A 19,765-nucleotide genomic window follows, 5' to 3' on the forward strand; every position below is an offset into this window, starting at 1 on the left:
TACCGAAAAGACGTGGGGCGCCTCGGATTCGATCCGAGGCGCCCCACGTCTTCTCAGGATGGTCGATTGTCGATCAGGCGACGAGCTTTGCCGATCGATCGGTCCAGGCTCCCCGGGGCCAGGACTTCCACGGCGACGGTGACACCGATGCGGTTCTTCACCAACTGCCGCAGCCGGGCGGCCTGCTGATCGGCCTCGTGAGTCGAGCTGTTCGGCCGGGACTCGACGCGGACGGTGAGCTCGTCCATGCGGCCGGGGCGGTCGAGAACGCACTGGAACTGGGGTGCCAGTCCGGTCACCGCGAGAATGAGCTCCTCGATCTGGGTCGGAAAGAGATTGACCCCGCGCAGGATGATCATGTCGTCGGTTCGCCCGGTCACCTTCTGCATGCGGCGCATCGTGCGCGCAGTTCCCGGTAGCAGTCGTGTGAGATCCCGGGTGCGGTAGCGAATGATCGGCATCGCCTCCTTGGTGAGGGAGGTGAAGACGAGTTCGCCCTCCTCGCCATCGGGCAGCACCTCGCCGGTGACCGGGTCGATCACCTCCGGGTAGAAGTGGTCCTCCCAGATGTGAAGGCCGTCCTTGGTTTCCACGCACTCCATCGCGACACCAGGACCCATGACCTCGGAGAGGCCGTAGATGTCGACGGCATCCATGTCCAACTGCTGCTCGAGTTCGCCGCGCATCTCCTCGGTCCACGGTTCTGCTCCGAACACGCCCGTGCGCAGGGATGTTCGGGCCGGATCGATTCCCTTGGCGAGCATCGCATCGACGATCGTGAGCATGTACGACGGGGTGACCATGATCGCATCCGGACGGAAGTCCTCGATCAGCTGGATCTGACGCTCGGTCATGCCCCCCGATATCGGAATGACCGTGCAGCCCAGCCTTTCCGCTCCGTAGTGGGCGCCGAGTCCACCGGTGAACAGTCCGTAGCCGTACGCGACGTGGACCTTGTCGGAGGGCTTCACGCCACCGGCGCGAAGGCTCCGCGCGATCAGGTCGGCCCAGTTGTCGAGGTCCGTCGCGGTGTACCCGACCACGGTGGGACGTCCCGTCGTGCCCGACGACGCATGAATTCGCGACACTTGGTCCTGTGGCACCGCGAACATTCCGAACGGGTAGTTGTCTCGCAGATCTGCCTTCGCGGTGAACGGGAACTTCGCGAGATCGCCGAGATCCTTCAGATCGCCGGGGTGAACCCCGGCGTCGTCGAACGCCTTCCGGTAGTGCGTGACGTTCTCGTAGGCGTGGCGCAGCGTCCACTGCAGGCGTTCGAGCTGTAGGGACGAGATGCGGTCGCGCGTAGCGAATTCGATGTCCTGTGACGGGGTGACGGTGCTGGTCATAGTGGTCTCCGGGTGCCGCGGTCGGGTGCGACTGGGGTCGATGTGGTGAGGGGCGGGGCCGGGCGGTCAGGCGTCGAAGTCGACGGTCACGTCGTCGCTGTCCGGATAGCTCTGGCAGGTGAGGACGAAGCCGGCATCGACCTCGTAGTCCTCGAGCGCGTAGTTGCGCCGCATGTCGACGTCTCCGTGGGTGACCTTCGCGCGGCAGGTTCCGCATACTCCGCCCTTGCAGGCGAACGGCAGATCCGATCGGTACTTCTCTGCTGCGTCGAGGATCGTCTCGTCCCGGGGCAACGTCGCGGTGGTCGAGCGTCCGTCGAGGACGAGGGTGACCTCGCTGCTGGGGCCGGTGACCCCTTCGTCACGGTGGCGTGTCGGGGGAGGGGGCACGGCGTCGACGTAGAACAGTTCGTGGTGGACACGCTTCGGGTCGACGCCCAGCTCGCCGAGTACGACTTCGGCATCGGTGACCATGCCGTACGGCCCGCACAACCAGAAATGATCGACACCGGCGATCGGCACCACGGCGCCGAAGATCGCGCGGAGCCGGTCGGCGTCGAGACGGCCGGTGAAGAGTTCCACCTCACGGGGCTCCCGAGACAGGACGTGGACGACGTGGAAGCGCGCACCGTATCGATCCTTGAGGTCGGCGATCTCCTCGGCGAACATCACCGAGCGCGTGCGCCGATTCCCGTAGAGGAGAACCACTTCGGTTTCGGGATTGGCGAGCATGGTCGCGGCGATCGAGAGCATCGGGGTGATCCCGGAGCCCGCCGCGATCAGGACGTGCCGGCCACCGACGGTGGGATCGGCGACGAACGATCCGGACGGGGGCTGGACATCGATCTTGTCGCCCCGGCGTACCTGGTGGACCAACCAGTTCGAGAAGAGCCCGTCGGCGACTTCGCGGACCCCGATTCGGGGGCTGGAACCGATTGGGGCGCAGATGGAGTACGAGCGGCGGTGCTCGACGCCGTCCACCGTGCGGCGGAGCGTGAGGGATTGGCCGGCACCGAACGCGAACTCCCTGGAGAGGTCGGCAGGAATCTCGAACGTGACCGCAGCGGCGTCGTCGCACAGCGCCTCCACTTCTGCGACCGTGAGGGTGTGGAAGGTCCTGTTGCGCGTCGAGACAGCGGGTTTCGTGGTGTCCACAGTGTCCATGTTCAGATCTCTTTCACATGATCGAAGGGCTCCAGGCAATCGAGGCACCGGTAGAGGGCCTTGCACAGTGTCGCCCCGAATTCGGAGTCGAGGCGGGTCTCGGCGCCACCGCACCGCGGGCATTCGATCGTCCGAGGCGCGGCGGTGAGCGTCAACGGCACCGGGCCCGCGCCGCGGCGTGGTGCCGGACCGGGCACGGAGTAGCCGTTCTCGTGCAGTTTCCGACGCCCCTCGTCGCTGATCCAGTCGGTGCTCCACGGAGGCGAGAGCGTGGTCCTCACCTCGACCGACGGGAAGCCAGCGAGCTGTAGACGGTGCTGGATGTCGTCGCGCATCGTCGCCATGGCGGGGCAACCCGAATAGGTGGGGGTGACGGTCACGACCACGGCACCGTCTGCGTCTACCTCGACATCGCGCAGGACCCCGAGATCCGCGAGGGTCAGCATCGGCATCTCGGGGTCGAGAACCGACTCCGCGATGCGCCGCGCATCGCGGACGTGCGGCTCGGCGTGGGTGGAAGCGGACATGTCACCACACGCCTTCCGGATGTGCCCGGGCGACCACCTGCATCTCGGCCAGGAGTAATCCGAGCGCTTCGCTGTGCAGGCCCTGACGGCCCGCGCGTCCTCCTACCGTGCCGGCGACGCGGCCGGTCGGCGCGGACAGCTCGGCAGCGTGCAACACCTGATCGAGAACCGTGTCGAACTCCTCCCGTAGTTCGCCGGGATCGACCGCCACACCCACCGCAGCGAGCGCGCGCTCCTCGCTGGTGGGGACGAAGAGCTCGTCGACGAACGGCCAGACACGGCTGAGGGCAGACTCCATCCGCGCCTTCGATTCGGCTGTGCCGCAACCGAGTGTGACGGCCCAGCGGGCGGCGTAGTCGCGGTGGTAGGTGAGTTCCTTGACGCCTTTGACGGCCACGGCGGCAAGGACCGGATCACGTGACTTCCGTAGCCGGTCGAGGAGTGCGAGTCGCCACGTCGAGAACACCAGCAGACGCGTCACGGTCTGCGCGAAGTCGCCGTTGTCGATCTCGGCGAGTCGGACGTTGCGAAACTGGTTCTCGTCGCGGAAGAAGGCGAGCGCATCCTCGCCCGGAAGCTGTGCCGTGTCGGAGATCCGCGGCACGACGGCCGCATCGGCCGCGGCCGCCCGCGCCAGGAGAAGGCGCGCCTGGCCGAGCAGATCGAGCGCGACGTTGGCGAGAGCGACCTCCTCCTCGAGTTCCGGTGCGCGCGTGATCCACTCGGTCAGGCGCTGCGAACTGATCAGCGCATCGTCGCCGAGCATCAGACAATAGGTGGCGAGCGCCGAGAGATCGACGTCGTCGGGGACCGTGGTGTCGACGCCGGCCAGTGGGTCGTCGAAGCTGGTGCCGAAGGCCCACTGGCCGTGGCTGTCCTCGTCGACGAGGCCGTCGAAGGCATGGTCGTGGTCGGTCATCGTGCATCCTCGAAGATTGTGGACGGCCGCGCGAGCGAGCCGGCCGGATCACATGTGGGGAACGTTGTCGGGGATTTCGTAGAAGGTGGGGTGGCGGTAGACCTTGTCGCCGCTCGGTGCGAAGTACGGATCCTTCTCGGACGGACTGGATGCCGCGATCGAGTTCGCCTGCACCACCCAGATACTCACGCCCTCGTTGCGCCTGGTGTACACGTCGCGGGCGTGCCTGAGCGCCATCTCGTCGTCGGCGGCGTGCAGCGAACCGACGTGGACGTGATTGAGTCCGCGTTTGCCGCGGAGGAATACCTCGTACAACGGCCAGTCGGCGCTGGTGACTCGGTCGGCTGCATTCATCGTGTGTTCTCCTTGGTGATCGCCCGGCGGGCGAAGGCGGTCGCGGCCTCGCGTACCCAGGCGCCGTTTTCGTGAGCGGCCCGGCGATTGGCGATGCGCTCGACGTTGGACGCACCGTTCCCGCCGATCACCTGCATGAATTCGCTCCAGTCGGGTTCGCCGAAGTCGTACGCGCCGCGCTCGGCGTTCCATTTCAGGTCGGGGTCCGGGAATGTCACGCCCAGTGCTTCGGCCTGCGGTATGGACATGTCGACGAACCGCTGACGCAGTTCGTCGTTCGTGTGTCGCTTGATGCGCCACTTCATCGACTGCTCCGAGTTCGGTGACCGGTCGTCGGGCGGCCCGAACATCATCAGGGCCGGCCACCACCAGCGGTCGACCGATTCCTGCACCATCTCGCGCTGGGCGTCGGTGCCGCGCATCATCGTCATGAGCAGTTCGAAGCCCTGCCGCTGGTGGAACGATTCCTCCTTGCACACGCGGATCATCGCCCGCGCGTACGGACCGAAAGAACTGCGACACAACGGAACCTGATTACAGATCGCGGCACCGTCGACGAGCCAACCGATCACGCCGACATCGGCGAAGGTCAGGGTCGGATAGTTGAAGATCGACGAGTACTTCTGTCGCCCGTCGAGCAGCTTCTCGGTGAGGTCGCCGCGGTCGGCGCCGAGGGTTTCCGCCGCGGAGTACAGATACAGGCCGTGGCCGGCCTCGTCCTGCACCTTCGCGGTCAGGATCGCCTTGCGGCGCAACGACGGCGCCCGGGTCAGCCATGCGCCCTCGGGCTGCATGCCGATGATCTCGGAGTGCGCGTGCTGCGCGATCTGCCGGATCAGCGTCTTGCGGTAGCCCTCGGGCATCCAGTCCCGCGGCTCGACTCGCAGGTCGGCCGAGATGGTCTCCTCGAAGTGGCTCTGGAGCTCATTTTCTGCGATAGACGAGGTCATATGTCCTGCTTCTAATACCGAATGATCGGTTGGTGTGAGTATGCATGGAAGTGACGCGTGGCACAAGCGTGCGCGGCGCGGTCAGCGGCCTTCGAAGGACGGTGCGCGTTTGGCGAGGAACGCGTCGACCGCGGCGCGATGATCCGCCGATCGTCCCAGATCCTCTTGTGCCGCACGCTCACGCTCGAGCGCCTCGACGAGACCCGTGGACGACGCCGATACGAGGCGCTTCACGTGCATGTGGGCCGCGGTCGGTCCTGACGCGAGTTCGCCCGCCAGCACCCGGGCGGCATCGACGAGGTCGCCGTCGGGCACGACGCGGTGGACCAGACCCCAGTCGAGGGCCTGGGCGGCCGAGAACCGGTCGCCGAGCATCAACAGGCCCGTCGCACGGCTCGGACCGAGCATCTCGACCAGTGTGTGGCTCAATCCGGAATCGCTCGCCAGCCCGATCCCGGTGAAGGCGGTGGCGAACCTGGCGCTCTCCCCGGCGATCCGGATGTCTCCTGCCAGTGCGATGCCCAGGCCTGCCCCCACGCACGCGCCGTTGATCGCGACGACGACCGGTACGCGCACCGCGGCGAGCGCAGTGAGCAACGGGTTGTAGTGTGCGCCGACGGTGTCCATCGCGCGTGCGGGATCCGCCGCGAGGCCGGCGGCATGCTCGGCGAGATCCTGGCCGACGCAGAAGTTCCTGCCCTCGGCCTCGAGGAGGAGCGCGCGCACCGTTCGGTCTCCGGCTACCGTCTCGACCGCCGCCGACAGCTGTTCCTTCGCTGCGCGATCGAGCGCGTTGGACGCGCCGGGTCGGCGCAGGGTGATCGTTGCCAGGCCCGCAGTCGTGGACAGCCCGATCCTGTCGATACCGCTCATGGAATGCATCTCCTGTCAGTGGGATTCGGGCCCGAGTGTCGCCTCAGGACCAGTTGAAGAAGCCTCGGCCCGCCTTGCGGCCGAGTTCGCCTCGCGCCACCTTCTCGCGAAGGAGGGCGGGAGGCCTGAAGCGTTCACCGAGCGTCTCCGTCAGGTGCTCGGCGATGGCGAGTCGAACGTCGAGGCCCACGAGATCGGTGGAACGTAGCGGACCCATGGGGTGCCTGTATCCCAACTCCATTGCACGATCGATGGACTCGGCATCGGCGACACCTTCCTCGAGCATCCGGATCGCCTCGAGCCCGAGACAGACCCCGAGCCGGCTCGTCGCGAAGCCCGGCGAGTCGTTGACCAGCACCTGGGACTTGCCGAGCTGGGAGACCCACGTGCACACCCGCGCCACGACGGCGGTGTCGGTCGACGGAGTCCGGATGATCTCGACGAGCGTGGACGCCGGTACCGGATTGAAGAAGTGCATGCCGACCAGTCGGCGGGGATCATCCAGCACCGCACCGAGTGCGGCGATCGAGATCGAACTGGTGTTGGTCGCGATCACCGTCGCCGGATCGACCGTCTTCTCCACGAGGGAGAGCACACCCAGCTTGAGCTGCACGGATTCCGGGACAGCCTCGACCACGAGATCGAGTCCGGTGGGCAGCTCGTCCGGTGCGTCGACGAGCGACACACGCCCGAGCACCGTTGCCGGATCGGATTCGCCGAGCCTTCCGCGTTCGTGGGCGCGGTCCAGTCCGTCCGAGACCCGGGTCAGTGCCGCCTGTCGGTCGCCGCTCTCGGCGATGGTGACCGTGGAACCGAGCGTCGCGAACACCTGCGCGATGCCGGCGCCCATTCGTCCGCCACCGACGACACCGACGTGGCCGGGGATTGTGTTCGTCATTTCTTCTTCTCCAGAAAGGCCGTCATGCGGTCGTGTTTGTCCCGACTCTCGAACAACACCGCCTGGGCGATGTCGTCGGCGAAGGAGTGGGTCCCGGGTGCATCGGCGATCAGCTTGGTGAGCCTGAGCGCCAGCGGTGCGGAGCGGTTGATGCGATCGACGATGTCGTGTGCGGCAGCGACGTGTTCGCCGGGGGCCACGACGCTGATCACGAGCCCGCAGCGCAGCGCCGCCGCTGCGTCGAGGTTGCGGCCGGCGAGGAGCACCTGCTTGGCGATCGATTTGCCGACCAGTTCCTGCAGGCGATAGCTGGCGCCGGCGGCGGCCATGATGCCGAGACCCGGCTCGGGGTTGCCGAACACCGCGGTTTCCGTCGCGACACGGATGTCGCAGGCGTACGACAGTTCCGCTCCGCCGCCGAGCGCGAATCCGCTCACTGCTGCAACGGTGGGCATCGGCAGCCTGGCGATGCGGTCGAAGAGAGTGCGATTGATACCCGCGAGCGCCTCGTCGCGTCCCCGGTCCCGCAGTTCCGCGATATCGGCACCGCCCGCGAAGTGATCGCCGGATCCGCTGATCAACAACGGCTTGGGTGCGTCCTCGAGGAGCGCGCACACCCGGTGCAGTTCCGAGATCATCTCGGCGTTGATCGCGTTGCGTTGCTGCGGGCGATGGAGGGTGACCACCATCCGGTCGGCACGATCGTCGATCGTCAGGGTATTCACGGCGCCTCACTCGACAGGGGGGCCCGGGCGAGGGCACGGCCCGCGCGCTCGTGTGGGATGCGGGCTCCGCACATCGGGATTACTTGCACCACTTTCGTCTCCTTCGCAGTGTGCTCGTCTCAATTAATAACCGAACCTTCGGTCGGGACGCAAGGGTTCGTACGAATCCGGTCGGACGCGTGACCGGTGCTGAATATTGCATTGAACCTTGACAATCGGACGCCGTACTGGCGATTCTGATTACCGACCGAACGTACGGTGGAAAGAGGTTTTCGTGAGCAGGTTAGTGCAAAGTTACGTTGCCGGGAGCTGGTACACGGCTCCCGATGCTGGAACGCCGCTCCTGAGCGCGGTGGACGGTTCCGAGGTGGCACGCATCTCGTCGACCGGGCTCGACATCGCCGGGATGGTGGCGCATGCTCGTGCGGTCGGCGGGCCCGCCCTGGCCGAACTGACCTTCCACGAGCGCGCCGCAGCGCTGAAGGCGTTGGCCCTGACGCTCATGGCCGGCAAGGAAGAGTTCTACGAGCTGTCCACTGCCACCGGCGCGACGCGACGCGACTCCGGTGTCGACATCGACGGTGGCTTCGGAACCCTGCTGAGCTACGCGAGCAAGGCGCGGCGCGAACTACCGAACGACACCGTCCACCTCGACGGGCCCCATGAGCAACTCGGCAAGGCGGGGACCTTCCTCGGCCAGCACGTCTACACCTCGCGTCGCGGTGTCGCCGTCCAGATCAACGCGTTCAACTTCCCGGTGTGGGGCTTCCTCGAGAAGCTCGCGCCGGCATTCATCGCCGGAGTCCCGTCGATCGTGAAGCCGGCCAGCCAGACGGCCTATCTCACCGAACTGGTGTTCCGCCGCATCATCGAGTCCGGACTGCTGCCGGAAGGGTCGGTCCAGCTGCTGTCGGGTAGCGCGCGTGATCTGCTCGACCACCTCGGTGGGCAGGACTCGGTCGCGTTCACCGGATCCGCGGACACCGCGGCGATGCTGCGGGTCCATCCGAGAGTCGTCGCCGAGGGTGTGCACTTCAACGCCGAAGCGGATTCGCTCAACGCCTCCATTCTCGGTGCGGACGTCGAACCCGGCAGCGAGGAGTTCGAGCTCTACGTCAAACAGCTCGTCACGGAGATGACCGTCAAGGCCGGCCAGAAGTGCACTGCGATCCGCCGTGCCCTCGTTCCCTCGGGCCTCGTCGACGACGTGGTCGAGGCCGTGCGGGGCCGCCTGTCGCGGGTCGTGGTCGGGGCCCCCGATGCCGAGGGTGTCACGATGGGCGCCCTGGCGAGCATCGAGCAGCGCGATGAGGTGCTGAAAGCGCTTCGTGGACTGACGAAGTCGGCACGGATCGTGGTGGGGGATCCGGAGAACTTCGAGGTCGTGGGGGCGGACAGGCTGACCGGCGCCTTCCTGCCTCCGATCCTGCTGCGCTGCGATGACAAGGCCGCCGACGAGCCACACGACATCGAGGCGTTCGGGCCGGTGAGCACGGTGATCGGATACGACGGTACCGCCGAGCTGATCGAATTCGCGGCCCGCGGCAAGGGCAGCCTCGTGGCCTCCGTCGTCACCCGCGACGCCGGGCTCGCCCGCGACATCGTGCTGGGGCTCGCGCCCTTCCACGGCCGCGTCCTGGTTCTCAACCGGGACGATGCGCGGGAATCGACCGGACACGGCTCGCCGCTTCCCGTGCTCGTCCACGGTGGTCCGGGCCGCGCTGGTGGCGGTGAGGAGCTCGGTGGCATCCGTGGAGTCCTGCATCACATGCAGCGCACCGCGGTCCAGGCGACCCCCGACATCCTGACTGCCGTCGGCAATCGTTGGGTTCCCGGGTCGCGGCGAACCGACGACGGTGTCCATCCGTTCCGGAAGAACCTGGCGGAGTTGCGGATCGGTGACACGGTCGTCGGAGGACCGCGGCAGGTCGCACTGGCGGACATCGACCACTTCGCGGAGTTCACCGGCGACACCTTCTATGCGCACACCGATCCTGATGCCGCGGCAGCGAACCCCCTCTTCGGCGGCATCGTCGCACACGGCTACCTCGTGGTCTCGCTCGCGGCCGGGCTGTTCGTCGAGCCGAACCCGGGACCGGTCCTCGCGAACTTCGGCGTCGACAATCTGCGTTTTCTGACCCCGGTGAAGGCGGGCGACAGCCTCACCGTGACGTTGACCGCGAAGCTGATCACACCGCGCAGCAGCGCCGACTACGGCGAGGTGCGGTGGGATGCCGTGGTCGCGAATCAGGACGGCGATGCTGTCGCGACCTACGACGTCCTCACCCTCGTTGCCAAGGGAGCGTCCAGCGGTGGAGGGCGCTGACATGGGCTGCAGGGTGGTGGTCTGTTACGGCCACCCCGAGGATTCAGGTGCTTTCGACGCCCACTACCGCACCACGCACATTCCGTTGGCGCGCAAGATCCCCGGCCTGTCCGGCTACACGTGGGGAAAGTGCAGCGCACTCGACGGCGCCGCCCCTGCCTACTATGCGATTGCGTCGCTGTGCTTCCCCGATGCCGAGACGATGCACGCCGGACTGGCGTCGAAGGAGATGCGGGACGCCGCCAGGGATGTCCGCAACTTCGCCACCGGAGGGGTGACGATGTACACGCTGGAAGAGGAATCGGTGCACGGCGGGGAGGGAGAAGTATGACAGTCGAATTCCCCTCGGCGCAAGAGATGTTCGAGGCCGATGTGGCGTCCCGGGCGTTGGGGATCGAGGTGCGCGAACTGTTCCCGGGCCGTGCGGTCGCGTCGATGACGGTCCGCGAGACCATGGTGAACGGGCACGGAATCACGCACGGCGGATTCGTGTTCACCCTTGCGGACACGGCATTTGCGCTCGCGTGCAACGGGTACGACGAGCCGGCGGTCGCCGCTCGGGCGGACATCCGGTTCCTGGCCCCCACGCGACTGGGCGACGAGCTGATTGCCGAGGCGGTCGAGCGGGAACGCTACGGCCGCAACGGTATCTACGATGTCACCGTCCGGGTTCGAGGCAAGTCCGTCGCTGAGTTCCGTGGCGACAGTCGGTTCGTCGCGCGCTCTCGGTGAGCCGGCTTCCGGCCCCGGATTCCGGGACAGGAGCGCGCCCGCCGCGGCAGACACGCCGTGTCGGGTGCGCAGCCTGTGGGGCCGGACCAGGCCTGGAGTCCGACGCTGATGGCCGAAGTCCTTGCGGTTGATGGTGGTGAAGGCCTCGATTGATGTGGCCGTCACGCTGCTCGTTTGCGGTTCGTCACCCTGCCGGGCGGGAATCCGCGTATTCGTGCGGGGGGCCGCACGAACGCCCTCGCCCGGAGACCGATCGGTCTCGATTCTTCCTAGTGTCCGGTGGGGCCGACTCGGGCCTCTGGCCGGCAACCGGGTTTGTCGGACAGATACTTTCGGTGAGGAGAGTTGATGGGTGTATCGATGGCGCGTCGGGGGGCAGGCCTGGTTCTGGCCGCCGCGGCGATTGCCGGTGCGGGAGCGATGACGGCGGCGCCGGCGGGCGCTGCGCCGATGGCAGCCCAGCCGGGTCAGTTGACCGTCAACGGTGGTGGCGATGACGGGATGACCGGGTGGATCCAGGCCCAACCTGTCAATTGGGTCAGGTACGGGTCCACCTCGAATTATCCGGCACCCAATCTTGTCAACAGTGCCGGGCAAGTCACGGGTACGTTCCCTGGCGGTATCAGTCTCTTCGCGGGTTCAGGCGGCTACAACAGCGGCCATCGTATGTGGCAGATGGTGGACACGACCCCCTCTGCGGCATCGATCGACGCGGGCGCCGCGACGGCAAACGTGTCCGCACTGCTCGGTGGGTACCTGACCGACAACGACAAGGTCGAGATCAACTACAAATTCCTCGATGTCGACGGCACGGAGATCAGCAGCATCACGCTGCCGCCGGTAACGCCCGCAGAGCGAGGCAACGCAACCGGATTCGTGCGCCGGCAACAGTCCGCCCCAGTTCCCGCGGGCACGCGCCAAATCGGCGTCGAAGCAAACTTCTCGCCCGGAACGGACCTGAACGATACCGACGCTGTCGTGGACAACATCTTGCTGTTTCTGGATGCGCCGCTGGGGAATCTGCAGGTGACGACGTCGTCGGATGCGTCGGGTGCGGTGTCGGACGGCCAGGTGGTGAACTACACGACCACGTTCACGAACACCGGTGGTCAGCCGGTGGCCGTGGACCAGGCGCTGGTGTTGTCGGGTCTGCTCGACGATGCGGATCTGGTGTCGGGGCCGACGAGCAGCGATGCGGCGCTGACGGTGTCGCCGAACGGTGGCAACTACGGTGTCGCGGGCACGGTGGCGCCGGGGCAGTCGGTGACGGTGACCTATGCGGTGGCGGTCAAGCCGTTCGCGTCGCAGGGTGACCACAATCTCGTTGCGGCGGTGACGGATCCGGCTGCTGCTCCGGCGCAGGCTCCGGCCAGCTGCACGGGTATCGCCGTGTGTGCGGAGGTGCCCACGGCCGACAGCGCGGCCGTGCCGATGGTGAACCCGGCTGTCGCGGGTGGCGCGGCTGCGGTCGTACTCGCCGGTGGCGGCGTGTTCTGGGCGGTCCGTCGTCGGGCGACCGCGTCCTGACGGGCTGACATGACAGCGCACCCGTCACGGCTTGCACTTCTGCCGTGACGGGTGTGCAGTCTGTGGGGCCTGGATCAGGCCTGGAGGCCGGCCTCGATCTCGAGGTTGATGGCGATCTTGTCGCCGACGACGGCGCCGCCACCCTCGAGCGGCATCTCGATGCTGATGCCGAAGTCCTTGCGGTTGATGGTGGTGGAGGCCTCGAAACCGGCAACCGGGCCGTTGCCCATGCCCGGGTTGACGCCCAGGAACTCGAGCGCCAGCTCGACCGGCTTGGTCACACCGTGCAGCGTGAACTCGCCCTCGACCACGAAGTTCGAGCCCGCGGGGCGAACGCCCGTGGAGACGAACGTGGCCGTCGGGAACTGCTCGACGTCGAAGAAATCGGCCGACTTGATGTGGCCGTCACGCTGCTCGCTGTTGGTGTCGATGGACGCGACCTGGATCTCGGCCTGCACGGACGGCAGACCGTCCTCGCCGACCGTGATCGAACCGCTGAAGTCGTTGAACGTGCCACGGACCTTGCTGACCACCAGGTGGCGGACCATGAAGCCGACGGTCGAGTGGGACTGGTCGATGGCCCAGGTGCCGGCGGACAGGTTGGGCAGGGTGATGGCAGTGGTCATGTGTGCTCCCGATGCAAGTAGTTGAAACTTCAAAGACTGTAGTTACAACGGTGGCACCGGTCCGGGCATTCCGCAACCGGAGGTGACCTCGCTCACGCTGCGCGATTTGCGCACTTATCGGTGTTCGCGGCAGGGCGCGGGTACCGCTACGTGCGCGAATCGGGGGAGGGGGTGCGGGCGGACGCGGCGAGAACGGCCTGCAGTGTGGACGCCGTCACCGACTGGTCGAAGCCGACACCCCAGTGCGCGGTCCCGTCACCGTTGCCGCACTGGGCGTAGGTGACCGCGCGGCTGTCGCTGCCCGAGCCCACCGACTGCTGCCCGAGCGAGAGCACCTCCACGGTGTGGCCGTGCTCGGCCAGGATCCGGGTGAGCGCCTCGACCGGCCCGGTGCCCGAGGCCTCGCCGGCCACGGTCGAGTCGTCGAACTCGGCCCGCACCCGCAGGTGATCGCCGCCCTCGCGATGCTCGATCGACCACTGGCCCAGTCGGCCGTCGAAGCCGTACTCGGCGTGCAGCAACTCCCACAACTGCTCGGCGGTGATCTCCGCGCCGCTGTCGTCGGTGGCCCGCTGGACGCGTTTCGCGAAGTCGATCTGCAGTGGCCGCGGCAGGTCGATGCCGTACCCGGTCTGCAGCAGATACGCGATCCCGCCCTTGCCCGACTGGCTGTTCACGCGGATCACCGCCTCGTAGTCGCGACCCACGTCGCGCGGGTCGATCGGCAGATACGGCACGTCCCACGGCGCCGTGCTCGGATCGATTCCCGCCGCCTCGGCCGACGCGTAGTGGTGCGCGAATCCCTTCTTGATCGCGTCCTGGTGGGTGCCCGAGAACGCGGTGTACACCAGATCGCCGCCGTACGGGTGCCTCTCGTGCACGTCGATTCGGTTGCAGTGCTCCACGGTTCGCTTGACGGCATCGATGTCCGAGAAGTCGATCATCGGGTCGACGCCCTGCGCGTGCAGGTTGAGGGCAAGCGTCACCAGGTCGACGTTGCCGGTGCGCTCGCCATTGCCGAACAGGCAACCCTCCACGCGCTGTGCGCCGGCCAGTACCGCCAGTTCGGCGCACGCCACCCCGGTGCCGCGGTCGTTGTGTGGGTGTACCGACAGGATCACCGAGTCACGCCGCGTCAGGTTCCGGTGCATGTACTCGATCTGGTCGGCGTACACGTTGGGCGTCGAGATCTCCACCGTCGCAGGGAGGTTGTGGATCACCGGGCGGTCGGGGGAGGCGTCCCACAGTTCGGTCAGGCTGTCGCACACCTCCAGTACGTAATCGGGTTCGGTCAGGTTGAACACCTCGGGCGAGAACTCGAACCGCACCCCGGGCTGCCGCTCGCCGCAGCGGGCCACGTCCTGCGCGGCGTCGAAGATCAAGCGGTGCAGCGCCTCCCGGTCGTGGCCCAGGACCACGTCGCGCCACGTCGGCGCCGTCGCGGTGTACATGTGCAGCACCACGTTCGGCAGTCCGCGCACCGACTCGAAGGTGCGCTCGATGAGATCCGTTCGCGCCGCGGTGAACACGACGATCGTGACGTCGTCGGGCACCAGGGACTGCTCGGCCAGGTCGCGGACGAAGTCGAAGTCCGTCTGGCTGGCCGACGGGTAGCCGACCTCGATCTCCTTGTAGCCCATGGCGACCATCAGGTCGAAGAAGCGCCGCTTGCGGGCCGGGTCCATCGGTTCGGCGAGGGCCTGGTTGCCGTCGCGCAGATCGACCGGCACCCACAGCGGTGCGACGGTGGTGCGGGCGGTGGGCCAGTGGCGTTCGGTCAGCGGCACCGGAACCCGTTCGGAGTACGGGCGGTAGCGGTGGCTGGGCATGGACGACGGGCGCTGGCGATTCCAGTTCATGGCGTGACTCCTGTGCGGGTCGGAAGGGTCGACCGGCACGACGGAACCCCGCGGCGGGGTGCCGGTCCGGTCAGACCCCGCCGCGGCAGCCGAGGAGCAGTCCGCGATAAGCCATGCAGGCTAAGCTAGAGCAAAACAACTTGTCTGACAACCTGAGGAGTTTGGGTGACCGCCCCACTGACCCGCAGCCTGCTGGCCGATCAGGCCGCCGAACAGTTACGACGCCGGCTGCAGGCGGGGGAGTGGGCGATCGGTTCGAAACTTCCCGGCGAGACCACCCTTGCCGGCGAACTCGGCATCGGACGGTCCACGATCCGCGAGGCGCTGCGGATGCTCGCCGGGCAGGGGATGCTGCGGCCGAAGCAGGGATCCGGTGTGTTCGTCGAACGGCTCGAACCCGAGGCCGACGGCTGGGAGGCGGTGGTGCGGACCGAGGCGATCGCCGCCGTCGTCGAGGTGCGCACCGCGATCGAGGTGGAGGCCGCCCGGCTCGCGGCCTCCCGCGCCACCGCCGCCGACATCGCCGCGATGCGCCGGGCCCTCGACCTGCGCGCGGCCGCCGCCGACGCACCCGACCGGGAGTTCGTCGACGCCGACATCGAGGTCCACCGCGCGGTCGTCCTGGCCGCGCACAACCCGGTGCTGACGGAGCTGTTCGAGACGTTCACGCCGAGACTGGCGGAGGCGCTCGTCGACATGATCGCGCTGCTCGGGCTGCGCGATCGGCACGCCGAACCGAACGCCGACGAGCATCTCGCGCTCGTCGAGGCCATCGCCGCCGGCGACGTCGAGCAGGCCGTCCGGGTCAGCCGCGCGCACCTCGAGGCGATGGCAGCCGACCTCGGTTGACGGCCGAGGTCACTCGGTTACTTCTGTGGGTGGCCGTGGCATCTCGATGTGCGGATCGCGAATCGACGACGTCGGATCCGACACGTCCCGCCGCTCCGGCAACGCCGTCGGGTCGCGCTGTTCGAGTTCGACGTCGAACCCCGGATCCTCGTGCTGCCGATCGCGGAAGAGGAACAGGAAGACGATCCAGCCGACGATCGCGACGAGGATGAAGCTCACGCCGCGGTAGACGAACGCGGCCGCCACCGCCTGCGACGCGCTGATGCTCGCCGCGGTGGTGAGGGCGGCGATCAGCGTCGCGTCCACGTAGACCAGGCCGCCCGGCGCGCCCGGAATCGTCGCGACCGCCTTGCCCGCCGCGAAGGCGATCAGCAGTCCCGCGAGCAACGGATCAGCGCCGATCGCGAAGCATGCCGCACCCAGACACACCACGTCCGCGACCCGGTGGACCGCCGACCAGCCCAGTGTCAGCGCCGCGTCACGTTTGCCCAGCTGGACCGAGTCGAGCTGCTCGATCGTGGTGCGGACCGCGTCCATGCCGGTGTCGGCGGGCTTGCCGCGTAGCCGGTTCACCCGGATCAGCACCCATCGCGCGGCGGCCCCGATCGAATCGGGATGCGCCGAGACGTACCGGCCCGCGTACAGCAGCGCGATCAGCCCGGCCACCGAGAACAACAGCGTGAACGGGCTCACCGACCCGCCGACCAGCAGCGCACCCGACACACCGATCAGTGCGAGACCCGCGGCCGCGATCACGCCGGAGATCGCGAGCTGCCACGACGCGACCAGCGGACTGGCACCCCAGCGTCGGGTCTCCTTGTACGTGAACGCCGTCGAGAAGACCTGCCCCGCGGGCAGGGTCAACGCCATCGCCGTCGACCCGTAGATCACCGCGACGGACTTGCGCTGGCTCACCGCCACACCGCCGGCGCGCAGCAGTTGCTTCTGGACGCGGCCGTAGCCACTCAGCGACACCGCCTGCGCGACGACACACAGCGCCAACCAGCCCCAATGGATCTCCGACAGGGCCTGCCACGACTCGTGCAGCCGCGGCCACAGATAGATGCCCTCGCCGATCAGCAGCGCCAGCAGCAGGACACCGGCCACCCACTTGAGCCACCAGAAGCGACCGCGCGGCCGACTCGTGTCGCCGCCTCGGGGGTCGGGCTCCGGCTGTGCCACGAGCCCAGCGTAACCAAGCCTGCTCACATCACTCCGGATACAGCACCGGCCACGCCAGATGCGTGTTGCGGCGACGGCCCCGCAACTGCACCTGATCACCCAGCTCCCAGTGCGCCTGCTCCTCGTCGTCGGCGAAGTACAGGGCGCTGGTCGAGGCCAGGACCCGGCTCGGACGCAGCTTCGCCAGCTCGGTGAGACGCGCCGCCTCGTTCACCGGGTCGCCGATCACCGTGTACTCGAACCGCTCGGCCGCGCCGATGTTGCCGGCGACCGCGAGGCCCGCCGACACGCCGATGCCGATGTCGAGGCCGGTGATCTCGTTGAGCGCGAACCGCAGCTCGCGCGCCGCCGCCAGCGCGGCGGTCGGCGCGTCCGGACGGTCCAGCGGGGCGCCGAAGATCGCGAGCGCCGCGTCGCCCATGAACTTGTTGACGAACCCGTGATGCCGGTCCACGACGTCCACGATCACGCGGAAGAACTCGTTGAGCAGCTCGACGACCTCGCCCGGCGGACGTTCGGCCGCCGCACCGGTGGAACCGACCATGTCGACGAACAGGACCGCGACGAAACGGGTCTCGCCGCCCAGCTCGGTACCGAACTGCAGCGCTCGCCGGGCGACGTCCTCGCCGACGTGCTGACCGAACAGCTCACGCAGCAGCTTCCGCTCGTCGCCCTCGCGCATCATCCGGTTGAAGCCGACCTGCAGGCGACCGATCTCGGAGCCGTCGAACACCTCCACCCGCACGTCCGTCTCGCCGCGCTGCACCCGTTCGATCGCGCGGCGCAGCTGCCGGATCGGATCGGAGATCTGACTGGCGGTGAGCATCGACAATGCGAACGCCTGGCCGATCGTCATGATCGACAGCAGCAGGATCGCCCACGCCAGTGCTCCCGGCGAGAACTCGAGATCGGTGGTCAGCTGGGTGACACACAGCAGGATGATGCCGATGACCGGCATCAGTGTGCCCAGCCCCCACGTCATCGCCAGCCGGGTGCCGACGCCGGGCGCCATCGTCCGGTCGAACTGGCCCTCGCTGAGCGCCTGCGCCGCGACGGGACGCAGGATCCGCTCGCCGAGCATGTACGTGAAGCCGAACGTCGTTGTCGCGGCCATGCAGACCGTGACGACGACGGCCACCGCGAGTTCCGGCATCTCCTCGACGGTCAGCAGTACGAAGATCACGCCGCCGAGGAACCACAACGCCAGATGCACGATCGCCTGACGCAGCGGCGCGTGCAGCGCGGCCATCTGCTCACCGCGCGTCGGCGGCCCGCCCCGCAGCTGCCAGCGGATCACCGACCGCAGCATCATCGCCGCGGCCGTCAGACTCACGACGCCGGCGAAGACGAGGTACGTGCTGAATACGGCGAAGTTCCGGACGTGGTCGTTGATGATGTCGGCCGACTCCGGAATCGGGATGCCGTACCGGACGAACGCGAACACCAACACCGCGCCGATCAGGTTCGCCCCGAGCATCGAGAGCATGTAGAGAGGCCAACGACTGCGAATCGTCAGCGCCACTGCTCGGTACGAAGCCCACACGACCTCATAATTTAGCGGGACATCCTTCGCGGCCCGGCAGCGCACACGGTTGCCGCGCCAGACGGTCGTTTCGCCGCCACCGACGGTCGTCCTCCCGATACGCTCGCGCGGTGAGCGACAAGGATCCGGAAGAGGCCGCCCCACCGGCGGAATCGGACGCGTCCGCGGTGCCGACGACGGCGCCGGCCCGGCCGGTGTCGGACGCCGTCCACCCGCTCGTCCGAATCGGCGCAGCGTGGACGTGGCGCCTGCTGGTGCTGTTCGCCGGACTGCTCGCCCTCGGGTTCGTCGTCTCGAAGCTCGAGGCGGTCGTCATCCCGGTCGCGATCGCGCTGCTCGCGTCGGCGCTGTTGATGCCCGCCGTGGACTGGATGCACCGCCGCGGTGTGCCCCGCTCCGGCGCCGTGATCATCGCGGTCGTCGGCACGATGGGCGTCGTCGGCGCGATCCTGGCGTTCGTCGTGGAACAGTTCGTCGAGGGACTGCCCGTCCTGAGCGACCAGTTCACCGCCAGCGTCACCACGGTGCAGGACTGGCTCACCGAGGGGCCGCTGCACTTCAGCGAGGACCAGATCCGGCACGCCGGCGACAACGTCGTCAAGGCCATCCAATCCAATCAGGAGGCGCTGACCAGCGGTGCGCTCACCACCGCGACCGTCGTCGGGGAGATCTTCGCCGGCGCGTTCCTCACCCTGTTCACGCTCATCTTCTTCCTGTACGGCGGCGACCAGGTGTGGGAGTTCGTCACCCGGCTGATCCCGAGGAGCCAGCGCGGACGCGTCCGACTGGCCGGGCGGCAGGGATTCAATTCCCTGGTCGGCTACACCCGGGCGACGGTGGCCGTGGCCGCGGCCGACGCGATCGGCATCGGCGCAGGGCTCGCGATCCTCGGGGTGCCGCTCGCACTGCCCCTCGCCTCGCTCGTCTTCATCGGCGCGTTCATCCCGATCGTCGGCGCCTTCGTCACCGGCTTCCTCGCCGTCCTGGTCGCCCTGGTGACCAAGGGCCTGCTCACCGCCCTGATCGTGCTCGGCATCATCATCGGCATCATGCAGCTCGAAGGGCACGTGCTGCAGCCGCTGCTGCTCGGCCGCGCGGTGCGCCTGCATCCTCTCGCCGTGGTCCTCGCGATCACCACCGGCATCGTGCTCGCGGGCATCGTCGGCGGCCTGCTGGCCGTTCCGATCGTCGCGTTCCTGAACACGGCAGTTCGCTCGCTGTGCGCCGAGGACCAGGAGGAGGCCGAGGAGGCCTACGAGTCCCTCGCCAGCACCGACCCGTCGGTGCCGATGTTCCCCGCGACACCGGACGAACCCGATGACGGCGACCTCGGGCGACCCGCCGCACCACGCGACTGAGAAC

Annotated in this window: 19 protein-coding genes; 6 read left to right on the top strand and 13 right to left on the bottom strand. The window is 67.8% G+C overall.

Annotation, left to right across the window (positions count from 1 at the left end):
- Positions 1-53 precede the first annotated feature (53 nt).
- The 9 genes from paaK to DEU38_RS20735 form a co-directional block, all read right to left on the bottom strand.
- A complete protein-coding gene (paaK, locus tag DEU38_RS20695) occupies positions 54-1,349 on the bottom strand; it encodes a phenylacetate--CoA ligase PaaK (protein WP_114723289.1) in 1,296 nt (431 codons plus the stop codon).
- Positions 1,350-1,415: 66 nt separating this feature from the next.
- On the bottom strand, positions 1,416-2,513 hold the full coding sequence (paaE, locus tag DEU38_RS20700; RefSeq protein ID WP_114723290.1) for a 1,2-phenylacetyl-CoA epoxidase subunit PaaE: 1,098 nt from the start codon (positions 2,511-2,513) through the stop codon (positions 1,416-1,418).
- A gap of 2 nt (positions 2,514-2,515) precedes the next feature.
- Positions 2,516-3,040 (bottom strand): 1,2-phenylacetyl-CoA epoxidase subunit PaaD, encoded by a 525-nt coding sequence (gene paaD / locus DEU38_RS20705; protein WP_114723291.1) that lies wholly within the window; start codon positions 3,038-3,040, stop codon positions 2,516-2,518.
- A 1-nt stretch (position 3,041) separates the two neighbouring features.
- Positions 3,042-3,959 (bottom strand): 1,2-phenylacetyl-CoA epoxidase subunit PaaC, encoded by a 918-nt coding sequence (gene paaC, locus DEU38_RS20710; RefSeq protein WP_114723292.1) that lies wholly within the window; start codon positions 3,957-3,959, stop codon positions 3,042-3,044.
- 48 nt (positions 3,960-4,007) lie between these two features.
- Complete coding sequence (gene paaB, locus DEU38_RS20715; protein ID WP_114723293.1) at positions 4,008-4,313, bottom strand: 1,2-phenylacetyl-CoA epoxidase subunit PaaB; 306 nt, start codon at positions 4,311-4,313, stop codon at positions 4,008-4,010.
- Entirely contained in the window at positions 4,310-5,263 is a 954-nt protein-coding gene (gene paaA, locus DEU38_RS20720) for a 1,2-phenylacetyl-CoA epoxidase subunit PaaA (protein ID WP_114723294.1), read from the bottom strand. Before paaA ends, paaB begins: the two co-directional genes overlap by 4 nt.
- Positions 5,264-5,344: 81 nt before the next feature.
- Positions 5,345-6,136, bottom strand: a complete 792-nt coding sequence (locus DEU38_RS20725) for an enoyl-CoA hydratase-related protein (RefSeq protein WP_114723295.1) — start codon at positions 6,134-6,136, stop codon at positions 5,345-5,347.
- A 43-nt stretch (positions 6,137-6,179) separates the two neighbouring features.
- Entirely contained in the window at positions 6,180-7,034 is an 855-nt protein-coding gene (locus tag DEU38_RS20730) for a 3-hydroxyacyl-CoA dehydrogenase family protein (protein WP_114723296.1), read from the bottom strand.
- Positions 7,031-7,759, bottom strand: coding sequence for an enoyl-CoA hydratase/isomerase family protein (locus tag DEU38_RS20735; protein ID WP_114723297.1), 729 nt, complete (start codon positions 7,757-7,759; stop codon positions 7,031-7,033). Before DEU38_RS20735 ends, DEU38_RS20730 begins: the two co-directional genes overlap by 4 nt.
- 274 nt (positions 7,760-8,033) lie before the next feature.
- On the opposite strand from DEU38_RS20735, the gene paaZ reads away from it, so the two are divergent.
- The 4 genes from paaZ to DEU38_RS20755 all read left to right on the top strand — a co-directional run bounded on the left by paaZ (position 8,034) and on the right by DEU38_RS20755 (position 12,344).
- On the top strand, positions 8,034-10,085 hold the full coding sequence (gene paaZ, locus DEU38_RS20740; RefSeq protein WP_114723298.1) for a phenylacetic acid degradation bifunctional protein PaaZ: 2,052 nt from the start codon (positions 8,034-8,036) through the stop codon (positions 10,083-10,085).
- A gap of 1 nt (position 10,086) precedes the next feature.
- Entirely contained in the window at positions 10,087-10,416 is a 330-nt protein-coding gene (locus tag DEU38_RS20745; protein WP_114723364.1) for an EthD family reductase, read from the top strand.
- Positions 10,413-10,817, top strand: a complete 405-nt coding sequence (gene paaI / locus DEU38_RS20750; protein WP_114723299.1) for a hydroxyphenylacetyl-CoA thioesterase PaaI — start codon at positions 10,413-10,415, stop codon at positions 10,815-10,817. Before DEU38_RS20745 ends, paaI begins: the two co-directional genes overlap by 4 nt.
- A 675-nt stretch (positions 10,818-11,492) precedes the next feature.
- The gene (locus tag DEU38_RS20755) at positions 11,493-12,344 is read left to right on the top strand and encodes a hypothetical protein (protein ID WP_114723300.1); all 852 of its coding nucleotides are present in this window, start codon (positions 11,493-11,495) and stop codon (positions 12,342-12,344) included.
- A 74-nt stretch (positions 12,345-12,418) separates the two neighbouring features.
- Here the strand turns inward: DEU38_RS20755 and DEU38_RS20760 are convergent, their stop codons facing one another.
- Together DEU38_RS20760 and DEU38_RS20765 are read right to left on the bottom strand one after the other, a co-directional pair.
- A complete protein-coding gene (locus DEU38_RS20760; protein WP_114723301.1) occupies positions 12,419-12,970 on the bottom strand; it encodes a YceI family protein in 552 nt (183 codons plus the stop codon).
- A 146-nt stretch (positions 12,971-13,116) separates the two neighbouring features.
- The gene (locus DEU38_RS20765; RefSeq protein ID WP_114723302.1) at positions 13,117-14,829 is read right to left on the bottom strand and encodes a 2-isopropylmalate synthase; all 1,713 of its coding nucleotides are present in this window, start codon (positions 14,827-14,829) and stop codon (positions 13,117-13,119) included.
- Between the two features lie 165 nt (positions 14,830-14,994).
- Between DEU38_RS20765 and DEU38_RS20770 the strand changes: the two genes are divergently transcribed.
- Positions 14,995-15,678: a FadR/GntR family transcriptional regulator gene (locus DEU38_RS20770; RefSeq protein ID WP_114723303.1), complete on the top strand. Its 684-nt coding sequence runs from the start codon at positions 14,995-14,997 to the stop codon at positions 15,676-15,678.
- 9 nt (positions 15,679-15,687) lie between these two features.
- On the opposite strand, the gene DEU38_RS20775 is transcribed toward DEU38_RS20770, so the two are convergent.
- The gene (locus DEU38_RS20775) at positions 15,688-16,860 is read right to left on the bottom strand and encodes a YbhN family protein (RefSeq protein WP_114723304.1); all 1,173 of its coding nucleotides are present in this window, start codon (positions 16,858-16,860) and stop codon (positions 15,688-15,690) included.
- A 28-nt stretch (positions 16,861-16,888) separates the two neighbouring features.
- Positions 16,889-18,346 carry an adenylate/guanylate cyclase domain-containing protein gene (locus DEU38_RS20780; RefSeq protein WP_114723305.1) on the bottom strand — a complete coding sequence of 486 codons (1,458 nt, stop codon included), beginning with the start codon at positions 18,344-18,346 and terminating at the stop codon, positions 16,889-16,891.
- 224 nt (positions 18,347-18,570) lie between these two features.
- Between DEU38_RS20780 and DEU38_RS20785 the strand changes: the two genes are divergently transcribed.
- Positions 18,571-19,761, top strand: a complete 1,191-nt coding sequence (locus DEU38_RS20785; protein WP_114723365.1) for an AI-2E family transporter — start codon at positions 18,571-18,573, stop codon at positions 19,759-19,761.
- The last annotated feature ends 4 nt before the right edge of the window (positions 19,762-19,765 follow it).

Origin of the sequence: Rhodococcus sp. AG1013, from assembly GCF_003350365.1 — a bacterium.
In the GTDB taxonomy this organism is placed as follows: domain Bacteria; phylum Actinomycetota; class Actinomycetes; order Mycobacteriales; family Mycobacteriaceae; genus Prescottella.

Excerpts from the sequence above, each read along its gene's own strand:
- paaK (WP_114723289.1), bottom strand. The coding sequence starts at position 1,349 with ATGACCAGCACCGTCACCCCGTCACAGGACATCGAATTCGCTACGCGC.
- paaE (WP_114723290.1), bottom strand. The coding sequence starts at position 2,513 with ATGGACACTGTGGACACCACGAAACCCGCTGTCTCGACGCGCAACAGG.
- paaD (WP_114723291.1), bottom strand. The coding sequence starts at position 3,040 with ATGTCCGCTTCCACCCACGCCGAGCCGCACGTCCGCGATGCGCGGCGC.
- paaC (WP_114723292.1), bottom strand. The coding sequence starts at position 3,959 with ATGACCGACCACGACCATGCCTTCGACGGCCTCGTCGACGAGGACAGC.
- paaB (WP_114723293.1), bottom strand. The coding sequence starts at position 4,313 with ATGAATGCAGCCGACCGAGTCACCAGCGCCGACTGGCCGTTGTACGAG.
- paaA (WP_114723294.1), bottom strand. The coding sequence starts at position 5,263 with ATGACCTCGTCTATCGCAGAAAATGAGCTCCAGAGCCACTTCGAGGAG.
- DEU38_RS20725 (WP_114723295.1), bottom strand. The coding sequence starts at position 6,136 with ATGAGCGGTATCGACAGGATCGGGCTGTCCACGACTGCGGGCCTGGCA.
- DEU38_RS20730 (WP_114723296.1), bottom strand. The coding sequence starts at position 7,034 with ATGACGAACACAATCCCCGGCCACGTCGGTGTCGTCGGTGGCGGACGA.
- DEU38_RS20745 (WP_114723364.1), top strand. The coding sequence starts at position 10,087 with ATGGGCTGCAGGGTGGTGGTCTGTTACGGCCACCCCGAGGATTCAGGT.
- paaI (WP_114723299.1), top strand. The coding sequence starts at position 10,413 with ATGACAGTCGAATTCCCCTCGGCGCAAGAGATGTTCGAGGCCGATGTG.
- DEU38_RS20755 (WP_114723300.1), top strand. The coding sequence starts at position 11,493 with ATGGTGGACACGACCCCCTCTGCGGCATCGATCGACGCGGGCGCCGCG.
- DEU38_RS20760 (WP_114723301.1), bottom strand. The coding sequence starts at position 12,970 with ATGACCACTGCCATCACCCTGCCCAACCTGTCCGCCGGCACCTGGGCC.
- DEU38_RS20765 (WP_114723302.1), bottom strand. The coding sequence starts at position 14,829 with ATGAACTGGAATCGCCAGCGCCCGTCGTCCATGCCCAGCCACCGCTAC.
- DEU38_RS20780 (WP_114723305.1), bottom strand. The coding sequence starts at position 18,346 with ATGCTCTCGATGCTCGGGGCGAACCTGATCGGCGCGGTGTTGGTGTTC.